The organism is Oscillospiraceae bacterium, from assembly GCA_034925865.1.
Lineage (GTDB): Bacteria > Bacillota > Clostridia > Oscillospirales > SIG627 > SIG704.
Window position 1 is genome coordinate 12,325 of sequence record JAYFRN010000043.1, and the last position, 13,846, is coordinate 26,170.

Here is a 13,846-nt window from a genome sequence, read left to right on the forward strand (position 1 = left end):
TTAATGTTTTGTTGTTAAATGGAAAAAATGAAAAAAATTATAGTTTTATTTATATTTTGTATTTTCTCTTTGGTTTTCGTTTTGTTGTCATGCAATAAAAAAGTTCTTTTGACAACAGAAACAAACGAAACTGCTGAAACAGAAATCACAAATACAACTGAAAACATTAACATTGAAAATCCGTCAGAAACTCAAAGCGATGAGGAAAAGACAGATTATACAGCTGTGTCCGAATATATTAATGATGAAAAAGACAATGATAAAACAGTAAAACCTGTTCTTAGAGTCGAATTTCTTTCCAAATCGAATAACTCTGATATCATTTATAAAAACATAATCGAAATACCTGAAATATGCGATGGTAACAGTGCTGCTGCCGTAAAAATTAACGCAGATATATATAATAAACTATATGAAAAATATAAAGAGCAAATAGAGCTGTCGAAACAGGAAGAGATAATCAAAAGCGATCTTGTATATAATATCGGCTACGAATATTCAATGATAAACGAAGTGATAGCGATAAGAATATTTGAAACCGTAGGATATGCCGAATCGGATTCATATACAAAATCAACATACTATTATTATGACTTAAATAAATATTCAATAATTGATTATAAAGGCTATCTTGACAGTATAGGAACAAATACAAACATAATTGCTTCAATTTTAAATGCTGACAATACAAAAGAAGCAGGCATACTTTTCCCGGACGGAATATTTGTTACGGATATAGCGGAAGAAGACACTGATTGCAGGATATCATCCGTACTTTACGATATTCAACATATACGTAATTTAATAAGTAATTATATAATGTATAATTCAAAAGGTTACGAAGTTATTACTTCCGCATTAAGATCAGACCCGGAAAACCTATATGACGGTAAAATTACTGTATATACAAAATATGAGCTCACCTGTGAATCTTTCAATGATGATATAACAACCGTAAAACTGTTCTATAATGAATTTGGATCAGATTTTAATTCTGAAGCTGAATTACAGTCGGATCATGAAGGACAAGCGCAATTAGAAACTATCGCGCCTTTGAAATATTTTTTAAAAACGACTTCTGCCGGCAACAAGGATGTCTGTATCTCAATAACAGAAAAAACGACAGTCGGCGAGAAAGCTGAAATACAAAAAAATACTAGCGTAAAATATTATAATAAACTTAGCAAATCGTATATAAACGGCAATGATCCTCTGTTTATGTTTATTACATTCGATCCCTCTCAATGGGACACAGACGCACTATACGGACTTTTGAAAAAAATATACAGCGAAAAAGTTAAAGCTGATCCGGACATAAAAAATCAAAGCTTGTTGGTCATAAGTACATTTAAAAATTATAAAGATGAAAAAGTGACATATCGGTCGGATGTAAATATTCCTTTTATCACGGATGATAATTCCGCCGCAGATGCGATTAATAAAAAGATATGCTCAGAAGTCACAAGATTTTTAGCGTCGACAAGCAAAAAAGACATTTGTGATATAAATGACGTTATTTCGGGAGCATCGCAGTATTACAGGATATACTGTACGACAAGCGAAGACCCTTTCACAAAGACAATTTCAGTATATCTTACTTTAAATGACTGCGAAAACGTCAACAGCCACAGTATAGCCTATTATTATGACTGCGAAGCAGGAAAAGAACTCGGATTTGACGAATATATTAAAAAATTTGGATTTACTTCCGAAAGCCTTAAAGAAAAAATTAAAGAATACGATACTTGTAAAAACACTTCTAATGATCAAATTTTATTTACCTATTCAGAAATCAGCCAGTACGCTCTAAGAGTAATATTATCTAATTCAGAAAAAGGAGAACACTCGGTTTTAATACCGAGAGATTTTGCCGCGCTGGAAGCTCTAGAAAAAGACAGAGCAGCATATGTTCCTTGTGTCGTGACAGAAAAGGAATATGAAATAAAGCTTAATAATTCCGGTACTATAAATACATTTATCTTAAAGTATCCCGTGCTATCCGATTCAGCTGATAAGCCCGGTGCTGTCGAATTTAATAAAAAGCTTACTGATTATATAAACGATTTCTATGGAGAAGTTATATCCGTATATAAAAAAGATGTCCCATTAAAAACAGAAGTATCATATAGTTTTTCATATAATTACTGCGTTGACGGAAATGTTATTATAGTATGGATCGATGCTCACAAAGGATTATGGCGAACGGATTTTATAATTAATGAAAATAGAGCATTCTATTATGACCGTTCATCCGATAAAATATTATCTATGAATGAGTATTTATCATATCGCTCTATAAAACCCGAACAGATGATGAATGCGAAAATTCTAAGCTCACATTACGATCATCTTTCTGAAAGCGAAAAAGAATATAAAGAATCGGAAATTTCCGGCTTTGTTCCGTTTATTACCGGAGACTTTGAGCTGTTTATTGGTGCCGAAAGAGATGAAAATGTAGTTTCTGTAATCCCCTTAAAAATACTTTCACTTGAACAACAAAAGAATTATTTATATTCATTGTTGAATAAGACCATTTCCGGAGATATTGTAACCGAGCTTTTCGACATAGCGATGCCGACGAGCATATGCCCGGAAAAGTATGTTGCTTCCGGTGATGTATGCAGTCGTTTCCGACTTCCGAGGATAAACCTTGATACCGCTGGAGCGAAAGCGACGAATAAAAAGATAATAGACGATTTCTTCTCCATGTATTCGGAATACATTAAAAATATGAAGTCTGTATACCTGACTTCACAGGATCAACCGATGTGGGAAGAGGCGGTATACGACGTCGGATATAAATATTCGTTAAAAGGCTCGATATTAAAAATAGAGATATTTCATAAAGCGGCTTGCTTCAGCGGTGAATATCTCTCCGATAGTTCGGTTTATTATTACGATATGAAAGCAGATAAGCTGCTTTCATATGTTCCGGTAGTGACACCGGGAGATATAATCCATTCAGGTCGTCTTGATCAATTAACCGGACAGCTTGTTTCTGATTATTTGTTGACCAGAAATCATGATTCTCTAATTGAATCAGTTTGGCTTGACACTTATGTTATTGCCTCGTCGGAAGGAGCTGCACGTCAAATATCTATTTCGGTACCGTATGCCGATATTCAGACGCTCACCGGAGATGCCTTCAATCTGCAGATCGCAAAATGGATAATTGATAACATTGTGATGTATGCCTCTGATTCTGAGCCTGATGATGTAAAGGATATTACCGAATACGGAACAAATTCCTTCAATGCGGATATCGCACACGGGCTTATATCAATTTCAGTCGTTTGTCCGTCGGATATCTCTGGTGTGAATAAATATAAGAACTTTTATTATGATATCAGAAAAAACACGGAAATAGATGAGAAAGAGTATTTTGCTCGCCTTGGACTTGATAAAGACGAGCTGGTTTCCGAGATCAGGCAGTATGTTTCCTCTCCTCACGCCTTTTCCGCGTCGGGAAGGGAATTTGTCGTATCTGATATTATAACCGCGAATTTCATCTCCGGTGGTGCTTTAGAGGTCTATGTTGCCGGTGACATGGGATGCAAGACAAAAAGCATTGTATTGCCGCGTACCACACAAGCGGAAAACGCTATATCAGAGCTTTTTAGTGAGGAAGAACCGATCAAGGACGCGGAATATGCGAACGCGTTTTTCCCGATTGCTTCCGGAGATGGGTATACTTACGAAAAGTGTATGCTTCGGTTTCCTTGCCTGAATTCTGATATGCCGGGAGCAAAAGCTCTGAACGAAAAGCTTGAAGCTTTATTTGAAGAGAAATATTCCGCGGTATATGCTGATTATATTTCCGGCGGCGGAGATATAATGCATGAATCGGTTGTGTGTGCGGACTATAATTTTGCATTGATATGCGACACTTATGTTATTGTAATATCTGAGACAATAAAATCGTCAAAAGGCGTTAAAACTTCTTATACGCTGTATTATTATGATTCCGCCGTTGACAGAGAAATATCACTTGATGAATTCGCGTCATATCTGGGAACCACAGTGCCAAAAATACAAGAAAAGCTGACTGACGATCCTGTTGTTGCCGCATCGTTTAAAATACCCGACATAATAGGCATATTCCCGACACCTGGCGGCGATCTCAGAGTATATATATCAAATGAGCCGGACAAACTGATTGTCGGATTTTTTGATATAACTTCGTTATCTGCTCTGATAAATAATAAGTCGGTCTCAATACCGGAAGTGCAGGTGGCGACCTCATTTGATACAAATTTACTTTCATCCTTTTTGGGAGACATGTCCGGTTTTAATCCGCTCCGAATTCGCATTCCGTATATAACGGGAGGTACTGAAGGAGCAAAAAGCATAAATAAAGCCATTGTCGCCGATGTTTTAGGAAAGCTTTCACTTTCAGGCAGACACGAATATGCCGAATTATCTGAAAATACCGATTATTTCTCTGTAAACTACAGTTATTTTATTAAAAATGGCTGCATGGTAATCAGTGTGACGATACTCACCGGTTATTATCCGTATGAACCGGAAAAAACAGTATTTATATATTATTATGATTATTCCGCCGGAGTACGCTTGGATGAACACGGAGCATATATGCTTTTAAATAAATATGTGCCGGATTGTAAAGCGCTTGTCGACGCCGCTGTCGCTTCTCAGTCCGAACCCGGTAAAAACACAGTGACGGCATACTCCGTAGCATTTAATATCATTTATGATGATGTTTCATATCCATGCTCGTTCGAATTTCCTGTTCTGACATCCGGTTCGGCGAACGCCCGGGCTTTCTCTGAAAATTTGCTAAAGACTCTTTTCGATCAGAACATCGAATATATAAACCGCTGGTCTCTTGATCCTGTATGTAAGACAAATCCACCTTCGTTAATCAGCGTCGGATATGATATAGATGAAACAAACGGTATAATTGCGATAACAATCTGTCGCAATACTGCGATTATTGGATCGGAAACGCATTTTATTCACAAAACCTATTATTTCGATCTCAAAGGTGATAAACAGATTGATATAAAAGCTTATTGTGATGTAATGGGAATCTCTCTTACCGATGTGCTTGTAAAACTCAACAGAAGCGAATATTCATGGTTCAACACTGACGATTCTGGTAAATTGAAGCAAATTACATCAGAAATGGTGGCTGGAATTATAATAACATCTCAGGATGATTTTAAAGCATATGTGAAGACAAGCAACGGATTTACATTTCGCATGGATTATCCGTTGAAGATGTTCAACAATACATGGTATCTTGCAAACCTTTATTCGATGGATCCTGATAATCCCTTTGGAATAGTTTTTATAAGTAAAAACTGGTCAGAAAACTTTATTTCAGAGGCATATGAAGGCAATCCGGCTAGCGGTGAATATGGAATAATCTGCGTAAGCGATTCAGAGGTATTGATTAATCATTCCTCCGGATTCTGTCTATACAATATTATTTCCGGAACCGTAATTAACGAATATGCCATAACTAAAGATGATATAGTTACCTCCGGACAATATCCCAAGGGAATACCGGAAGATGCCGAAATAACCATCAGATCTAATGCGGCTATGATAACTGCGGGTAAAAAAATACTTGTTGATTATATAATAACCTCGATTTCAGATAATATTGAGTCAGAGTATTCAGGACGAATATATATTGATATGTCAGGTAAATTTCCGATGCCGTATTTTGAAACGGGGCTTTTATCAAAGACAGATATAACTATTAACGGACTTGATTTCGGAATAAACCAAGAGTCTTTTAATAATATCTTGAATATGATGACAAAGGACGGCAGCAAAGTTTCTTTTTCGACTCAGACCACATCCGCGGATCAATCGATCAAAAAGACGATTACAGCTGCCGGGATTACCGCAGTAATCAACAGCGGAGTATTTGACGGACGGAAGGAAACTCATGCCGAGTTTAAATTAACCGAAACGGGCTATAACTTAATAATTCCGAGAGGAATAGAATTAGGCGACGGGATTGTCGGCGCGTTGTCTGTGGTTGGCTGTGACTATAAAAAAATATCAGGTCTTCTCCCGGGAGCTAGCGTTAAAATTGATGTCGCTGATTCGAAAAACGATTTGGCATCCGTTATTCGCACAGATAAAGGCTTTACATTGAAATACCGCTCGATTAAATATAACCAGGACGGTACATTTGAAACGCTGTCTATTACAATGGATTTTACTGCGAAAGTATTGACATCAATTTCATTTGGATATGATTCTATCAGCGGAACAGGCAGTATATAATGTCTACAGAATAATGCCGTTTTCGAACGGCATAGGTTTTGGCAGTTTGAAAACCAGCCAAAACCCGCAGTTTATCGCGATTTTTGTTACTAGAAGTTCCTTAAAGAAAGACTAACAGCAAAATCAGGCGGCGATGATTCATCATCGCCGCCTGATTTATAAACTAAAGGAATACGCGGCTTCTTTGAAAAGAAGCCTGGCAAGAAACTTTATTAATTTAATCGCCGTTTTAATAGTTCTTGAACGTAATTTCATGCTCTGGGATGGTGCTTTATGGCTTTTCCCATAGCTTTCGATTTTATATAGTTCAGATATTCCTTAACAGCCGCTCCGTCACGGTTTCCTAAAAGCTCCTGGACATCTCTCGGCTCCGCTCCGTTTTCAAGAAGATGAGTAGCGAACGAGTGGCGAAGTGTATGCGGGCTGATTTGATTGGAGATCCCGGATGCCTCTGCGTAATATTTAAGAAGCTTCCAAAAGCCCTGACGTGTCATACGCTCGCCGTTAAAGTTAATAAATATATAAACACAATCGCTACTTTGTTTTATAAAGCTTTGACGAGAATTCTTTAAATAATCTCCGAGACATTTGGCGGCGATAGGATATAGCTCAAATGAACGCGGCCGTTTCGCCGAGCTGCATATAATGGTTTTCGTTCTGGGGACATAATCTGATATCCGAAGGTCAAGAAGCTCGGTGACACGCATTCCCGTCGCGTACATTACCTCCAGCATAGCTCTGTCACGGATTCCCTTGGGGTCGGTAATATCAGGCTGTGCAAGAAGCTTTTCTACTTCTGTGCGTGATAATATATCAGGCGTTTTGCGTTCAAATCCAGATGCTTTGACATCAGCCGCGCGATTTTCTGTTAATATACCCGCATTTAACATATACTTATAAAAGCCTTTAACAACCGAAAGCCTTCTCGTGACCGAGGCGGCAGACATATTATCAGCCTGGTCCGCAAAATATTCAGCAATATCCTCTTCGGTTATATCATCAGGTTCTGACTTATCTGCTGATACGAAATAAGAAACAAATGTTTCAGCATCGCGGCGGTATGCAGACAGAGTATTATCAGAAGAAACGGGTTTCAGGGATTCTATATAATTTTCAAGAGCTTTGTCGAGGCCATTCATTTACGTCCGCTCCTTTTAGCTTCATCAAATGATAAATAAATTCTCTACGAATATCTTTGCGGCTGCCAGCAGATAACAAACGGCGCCAAATAATATAAATATCGATATATAAACAGAGAGGAATCGCAAATTCACTGTCTGCATAAAGTATTCGGAATTAAACAGGGTTCCGCCAAATATCCTGTCATCTTCAGTTAATTCCTTTTTGTCAGGCGTAAAAAGCCTGAAAGCCACGCATGAAGAAAACGCGAGGAAAACAGCGGACAAAACTGCGCAGAGTACACTGAAGACGCAATCCGATAAATAAAGAGGGAGCAGATTGTTATACATCAGTGCTCCCGTATAAAAACGAACCAAACAGCCTAACCTTATTCCGGAAATCAGCATAGCGACGCCGCCGTAAACCGGAGCGTATACTGTGACGCCCAATATAAGTCCTGCCGTCAGAATTAAAAGCCAGAATCCCGCGGCGGAAATCGCGGAAACAAACGGCTGTGTTCCTCCGAAGATCGTTGCTCCGCAGTCAAGAAAGCTTTCGAAGGAGCTGCCGCCCTTTTCTGTAAGCATAAAGCTTGAGCATATGATCGCGCCGACAAGTGTCGCAAACAGAAAAATCAAATAATATGACAGAACATATTTTTTAAAAATACCGTACCTTCTGTCATATGCGTTCTTGTTATAATGCCTTAGTAAAAGCATATTATTTTCCTCCGCCATAACACGCCGCATTTTGCGGCGTAATTATAAATTTACCGTCCGGCAAGCTGCCTATGGCAAATTATATGAAATCAGAGAAAAAAATATGCTCTCAGATTATTTTGAAAGCTCCTGAGCGCGCTTGGTACAGGCGAGCATAGCGTCACGTATCATGGAAGCAAAACCGGATGCCTCAAAAACATCGAGTGCCGCGCGCGTCGTCCCGCCTGGAGAAGTGACCATCCGGGACAGCTCTGCCGGTGTCTTACCGGATTCGAGAAGCATTTTCGCCGCTCCGGCAAAGACGGCGGCACAAAGCCGCACGGATTCGGCTTTATCAAAGCCCTGGATAACGGCCGCATTGCTCATTGCATCCGCGAGTTCGAAAAGATACGCCGGACTGCTGCTGGTTAGCGATATAACGGCATTCATTTTATCTTCGTCAAGCTCAATTATTTCACCTGCAGAGGAAAAAACCGTACGGGCAAAGCAGTATTGATTGTCGGTCACGTTTTTGCCCCTTGAGAGGGCACAGACTCCGCATCCTACGAGCATGGGAGTGTTTGGCATAACGCGGACGACAGCCGCGTTTTCACCCAATATCCCGGTTAAATATTTAATTGATATTCCTGCGGCAATTGAAATAAAAAGCTTTGTTTGTATTCCGTTATCGCCAAGAGCCGCATGACATTCTGCCAATACCTCCGCGACCTTGTCGGGCTTTACGGAGATAAATATCACATCGCATTTTTTCACAAGCTCTGTTACGGACGATGCCACGGCAAGCTGAGGGTATTTTTCATATTGCAAGGTCAGCTTGTCATACAGCATTATGCCGCCGGATTCTATGTTGTTTTTAAGAATAGATGATATTATTGCGCCGGCCATGTTGCCGACACCGATGAAACCTGTCATTTGATATGCCTTCAATCTGTTGAGTTTTGTTTACATAATACTACAAATTCTACTATTTTTCAAGTGGATTTTACAAAATACGCTATTTTCGTCATTCATCACATAATCATGTAAAATTCGAAAAATGTTGCCAATTCATGAAAACAATATATATTGTATCTGATTAAACTTACATCCACAGCATATTGCCGGGAATGCCAAATGCTGTAAAGCCCCGGGCTTTTTGCGTTTTATTGATATTGACCAAAACGAATAAATCCAAATATTATTTGTGTTTATAGTTATTATTTTCCGTACGTGCTTTTTCTGTCTGTTGCTGATCTCCGGAAGCTTTTGAAAGCTTTTTCATAATAAACTCTTTTAATAACCAGCCGATAACCGCGGTGGCTCCGCAAATTGCGAATATAATGGCTGCGGTCGCGTAATTACCGGAGAGCACGGCGTCTCCGGCCACAGTAGAAGTCAATATCGACGGAATTCTCGCAATAAGAGTGATCGCCAGAAAGCGAGTAAGAGAAAACCCTGTAAACGGAGCGACATAAGTCAGGAGGTCTTTTGGCAGACCGGGAATAAAAAACAGCCAAAACAGTATTTTTTCGCGCCTTTTTATGTCGCCTCCGAATTTTTCGAGCTTAGAAAGCTTTTCTTCTCCAAGCATAGAATAAACGAGCGGCTTACCGAGCTTTTTAAAAAGTAAAAAAATAATTGTTGATCCGGCCGCGACTCCGATTTCCGCGAGGATCAATCCAAATATTGGTCCGAAAGCAACGCCGGCTGCAATTTCAAGTATTTCGCCTGGTATGATAGCAACGACAACCTGAAGGATTTGCATGCCAAGCAGCACAAGAACTCCCTTGAATGAATTTTGGCGAATGTATTCCGCTACCAATTCAGGATTTTCGGAATAAGTTTTTAAATACGGATAAATACAAATACAAACGGCGACGCATATACCGATGAACAGTATAAGCGCCGCTATGTTGATAATCAGAGCTGTTTTGCGCGGAACATTTAAAGTTTTGGGAGAAGAGTCAGTTGTTTTATTTTTCATATATTGTACGGTTATACCGTAATGTTTACCGGTAAGTCGCTTTGCCGGGAAGCGAAAAACGCAAGTATATCAGAACAGAGTTTTGTCTGTAAGCACGGCGAAAACCACGAAACGATAATCATGCATGTTGACCATACATGTGCTGAGCGTTATTATCTTGTCTGTCGGCTTAAGAACGATATCGGTCTTAAATTTGCTTTGGGATTGTATTTCTTCTGCGAATTTTAAAAACTGATCATCGGATTCGAAATCCGTTCTGTAATAGTTATATGTTGCCTGAAGCTCCGCGGCGCAGAACACACGATAATGGAAAATACCCTCGTTTGTCGTTATTTCAACAGTGCCGCTATCAAATATATTTTCATATTTGAATTGATGAAGATTGCCGAACATCGATCCGTCATCCATACGGTGAGCGTAAATGACCGTATTGCGGTTTTTGGTTAATTTTCTTGAATTTCTGTAGTCCACAAATACCGCGCCGCAGGGTTGGTCGTCACCGTAGAAATTTTTCTCGAGATAGTCGCTGTTGTTATTTGTCTGAACAAGAGGATATGAAATTTTAGCAACCGGAATGTATATATACCCGTACGTGTCGGGGTTGATCTGTTTTAATTGATTAATTTTAAACAGCGTCAGCTCCGTGGATATATCGGCTTGCTGGTTTGAATCGTTCGGGGTGGGAGGTTCGGCTCCGCCCAAAGCATCATGAGCAGGCAGAGAAACAATATTCTCCGGTGATTTTACGAGATAGTGATTCGTAAACCTTCCGTTCCCGTTGAACATATCGGAAATATTATTATAAATACGCCGCCCGTCTATATAAGAAAATATACGGCTTACCAGATTGTATGAAGAATACAAGAAAACGCCTGCGCATATGGCGAGAATGAGGTATCTGGCAATATCGAACGAACTGCCGGATTTTTTATTTGCATCCTTCGGAACGGCTGAGGTTATAACAAGCTCATTAAATGAATCGTCAAAATTTTTCTTAATCAGTTCCGGCGATGCCGCTGTTTCTCTTTTGCCTTTATTAATTCTGCCATGACAAAAATCCGAGGCGGAAGGCTGGCACGCTTCGGATTTCCGGTTATCACAGAAGGAATTCAGGCTGGAGATGCTTCTTTTCGGAATTTTTTTATTCATGGCAATAACTTCTTTGCAAGAAAATAAATTCTGAAAGTGCTGTTTTAAGGTCAAATCTGTTAAAACGCTTATTTATATGGTATTGTCATTGAAATGAAATATCGCGCTTTCTTAAATTATATATCCCCTATAAACAAAATTCAACAGTACAGGATGATAGTTTCTAAAAAATTTCGATACAGTTCATATTACTGCCCGATTAAATATATACAGATTCTATACAAATGAAAATGTAACCGTACAAATACAATGATGAAGGATTATTGTTATTGAAATGGCAATTAAATAAGCCTTATTTTATAGAGAGAAAAGCCCATATGCCAGAGTCTTTTCTCTTTAAGCGGCAGTTATTTAATTGCCGCGTTAATAATAAACCAATTGGGAAAGCTATTTCGCAGGTTTCGGATTGTTTTACGGCTTATACGTGTTTTATAACATTGTTTTTTATGACATTGCGATTGTGCAAATATCCCTTACTCCGTTGCAGACATATGTCGGCGTGTAAGGGTATGATGATAGATCCTCCGCGGCGGTGACGCCCGAAAGCACGAGTATTGTATCAAGCTCTGTTTGCACACCTGCTATTATATCGGTATCCATGCGGTCGCCGATGATCACCGATTCCTCTCTGTGGCATCCAAGCTTGCGCATGGCGTGGCGCATTATAAGCGGATTCGGTTTTCCAATAAAATATGCTGCTTTTCCCGTCGCCAGCTCTATCGGAGATATAAGCGCACGGCAGGCGGGTATTATTCCTTCGTTTGACGGCCCTGTGAGGTCGGTATTCGTACCGATCAGCTTTGCTCCGTTTCTGACGAGCTTGACAGCGTGTGCAATTTTTTCGTAATTATACGTATGTGATTCTCCGACAATGACATAGTCGGGGTTATAATCGTTCATACTTATTCCCGCTTCGTAAAGAGCGTAAACGAGTCCGGGCTCTCCGATTACATACGCGCTGCCTCCCGGGCATTGCGAAGAGAGAAACGATGCGGTCGCAAGCGCCGACGTATAAAAATGTATGGGTTCAATATCAAGACCCAGGCGCTGCATTTTACGCGAAAGTTCAACCGGTGCCCGTTCGCTGCTGTTAGTCAAAAATAAAAAAGATTTATTTTCCCGTCTTAACCATGAGACAAATTCCGTAACTCCGTCGAGAAGTCTGTCGCCGTGATATATTACACCGTCCATGTCGCATATAAAGCCGATTTTTTTATCAATCAGCTCCTTAAACTGTTCTCTTGTTATATTATTCATACAAAAATATTGCCTTTCAGACACAACATGTGTTTTTCATACATTCTGTTTTATAATTTTAACATATAAAGCTATGGAATTCAATAAAAATATTTAAGGGTTGTCTATTTAAAAAAAGCCGGTCTTATGCTATAATAACTCATGGAGCGTGTGCGGCTCCCAAACTGAGGCGCTATCGCGCCTTTTTTGAAGCCGGAATTTTGTTTTCGCTGTCCGTCCGGAGAGCGAGCTCGCCTTATCAATACTGCGGAGGAAAAATAAACGCAATTATGATTAAAGATAGCGATCGCATAAAAGTGGAATTTTCGCATCTTACGGATTTCAGAGACATAACGGCCGAAGAATGGAATATGCTTTACGCTCTTGCTTCGGATATATATGAGCATCCTGCTGATTATGCCGGCGTTTGCTCCGGAAAGCTTCTGGGCACGCTGTTTTACGAGCCGAGCACCAGGACACAGCTTTCGTTTCAAGCGGCGATGATTCGCCTTGGCGGAAATGTCATTGGCTTTTCCGATCCCGCGCGTTCATCGGTTTCGAAGGGCGAATCCTTAGTTGATACGATCAGGATAATTTCTGGATATTGCGATTTACTGGCAATGCGTACGGCGGTCGAAGGCAGCGCGCTTGCCGCTTCGTATTATTCATCTGTTCCGGTTATCAATGCCGGAGACGGCGGACATCTTCACCCCACCCAGACATTGACGGATTTGTTCACCATCACCAGATTGAAAGGTACTCTTACAGGACTTTGCATAGGTATCTGCGGTGATTTGCTCAACGGGCGTACGGTCCATTCACTTGCCGGTGCTCTTTCGAGATATCATGGCAATACGATCTATTTAATTTCAACCGGTGAGCTTAAAATACCGATGTGGTGTCAAAAGCTGTTGATTTCCAGCGGCAACCGCATAATCGAAACGCAGAGCCTTGAGGAATGCATTCCGCGGCTTGATGTTTTATATATGACTCGTATCCAAAAAGAGAGATTCAATTCTGAATCCGAATATATCGCTCAGTCAAAGGTATACCGGCTTGACGAGGACAAGCTTTATTTTGCCAAGAAGGATCTATTAATTATGCATCCGCTTCCCAAGGTGGATGAAATTGTCCCCGCCGTTGACGACGATCCCCGAGCCGGTTATTTCGATCAGGCGCGATTCGGCATGTACGTCAGGATGGCTCTTATCATCTCACTGTGTGAAAAGCCCTTTGTTAAAAAGCCAAGCCCTCGCGCTTTCACCGGAACCCGAAAATGCACGAATCCTAAATGCGTCACCGCGTTTGAACATTATCTGCAGCCTTTTATGCGCCGTGACGGAGATGAAATCAGATGTGTATACTGCGATAAAAAAATATGATGTATTAAAAAGGA

8 protein-coding genes are annotated in these 13,846 nt (G+C 40.0%); 2 read left to right on the forward strand and 6 right to left on the reverse strand.

Annotated features, from left to right (window positions below; genetic code table 11):
- The first annotated feature begins 108 nt into the window (after positions 1–108).
- Positions 109–6,264 carry a hypothetical protein gene (locus VB118_12250; protein MEA4833371.1) on the forward strand — a complete coding sequence of 2,052 codons (6,156 nt, stop codon included), beginning with the start codon at positions 109–111 and terminating at the stop codon, positions 6,262–6,264.
- A gap of 251 nt (positions 6,265–6,515) precedes the next feature.
- Here the strand turns inward: VB118_12250 and VB118_12255 are convergent, their stop codons facing one another.
- The 6 genes from VB118_12255 to VB118_12280 form a co-directional block, all read right to left on the reverse strand.
- The gene (locus VB118_12255; GenBank protein ID MEA4833372.1) at positions 6,516–7,403 is read right to left on the reverse strand and encodes a tyrosine-type recombinase/integrase; all 888 of its coding nucleotides are present in this window, start codon (positions 7,401–7,403) and stop codon (positions 6,516–6,518) included.
- 24 nt (positions 7,404–7,427) lie between these two features.
- Positions 7,428–8,102, reverse strand: coding sequence for a hypothetical protein (locus VB118_12260; protein MEA4833373.1), 675 nt, complete (start codon positions 8,100–8,102; stop codon positions 7,428–7,430).
- A 114-nt stretch (positions 8,103–8,216) separates the two neighbouring features.
- Positions 8,217–9,014 (reverse strand): pyrroline-5-carboxylate reductase, encoded by a 798-nt coding sequence (gene proC / locus VB118_12265; protein ID MEA4833374.1) that lies wholly within the window; start codon positions 9,012–9,014, stop codon positions 8,217–8,219.
- Between the two features lie 265 nt (positions 9,015–9,279).
- On the reverse strand, positions 9,280–10,065 hold the full coding sequence (locus tag VB118_12270) for a TVP38/TMEM64 family protein (GenBank protein MEA4833375.1): 786 nt from the start codon (positions 10,063–10,065) through the stop codon (positions 9,280–9,282).
- 69 nt (positions 10,066–10,134) lie between these two features.
- Positions 10,135–11,214 carry a class B sortase gene (gene srtB / locus VB118_12275; protein ID MEA4833376.1) on the reverse strand — a complete coding sequence of 360 codons (1,080 nt, stop codon included), beginning with the start codon at positions 11,212–11,214 and terminating at the stop codon, positions 10,135–10,137.
- Positions 11,215–11,658: 444 nt separating this feature from the next.
- The gene (locus VB118_12280) at positions 11,659–12,471 is read right to left on the reverse strand and encodes an HAD-IIA family hydrolase (GenBank protein ID MEA4833377.1); all 813 of its coding nucleotides are present in this window, start codon (positions 12,469–12,471) and stop codon (positions 11,659–11,661) included.
- 269 nt (positions 12,472–12,740) lie between these two features.
- On the opposite strand from VB118_12280, the gene pyrB reads away from it, so the two are divergent.
- Complete coding sequence (pyrB, locus tag VB118_12285; protein MEA4833378.1) at positions 12,741–13,832, forward strand: aspartate carbamoyltransferase; 1,092 nt, start codon at positions 12,741–12,743, stop codon at positions 13,830–13,832.
- Positions 13,833–13,846: the final 14 nt, after the last annotated feature.

What these genes read in the sequence shown, in the direction of transcription:
- VB118_12280 (MEA4833377.1), bottom strand. Translation starts at nt 12,471, where the DNA reads ATGAATAATATAACAAGAGAACAGTTTAAGGAGCTGATTGATAAAAAA.
- VB118_12270 (MEA4833375.1), bottom strand. Translation starts at nt 10,065, where the DNA reads ATGAAAAATAAAACAACTGACTCTTCTCCCAAAACTTTAAATGTTCCG.
- proC (MEA4833374.1), bottom strand. Translation starts at nt 9,014, where the DNA reads ATGACAGGTTTCATCGGTGTCGGCAACATGGCCGGCGCAATAATATCA.
- srtB (MEA4833376.1), bottom strand. Translation starts at nt 11,214, where the DNA reads ATGAATAAAAAAATTCCGAAAAGAAGCATCTCCAGCCTGAATTCCTTC.
- VB118_12255 (MEA4833372.1), bottom strand. Translation starts at nt 7,403, where the DNA reads ATGAATGGCCTCGACAAAGCTCTTGAAAATTATATAGAATCCCTGAAA.
- VB118_12260 (MEA4833373.1), bottom strand. Translation starts at nt 8,102, where the DNA reads ATGCTTTTACTAAGGCATTATAACAAGAACGCATATGACAGAAGGTAC.
- pyrB (MEA4833378.1), top strand. Translation starts at nt 12,741, where the DNA reads ATGATTAAAGATAGCGATCGCATAAAAGTGGAATTTTCGCATCTTACG.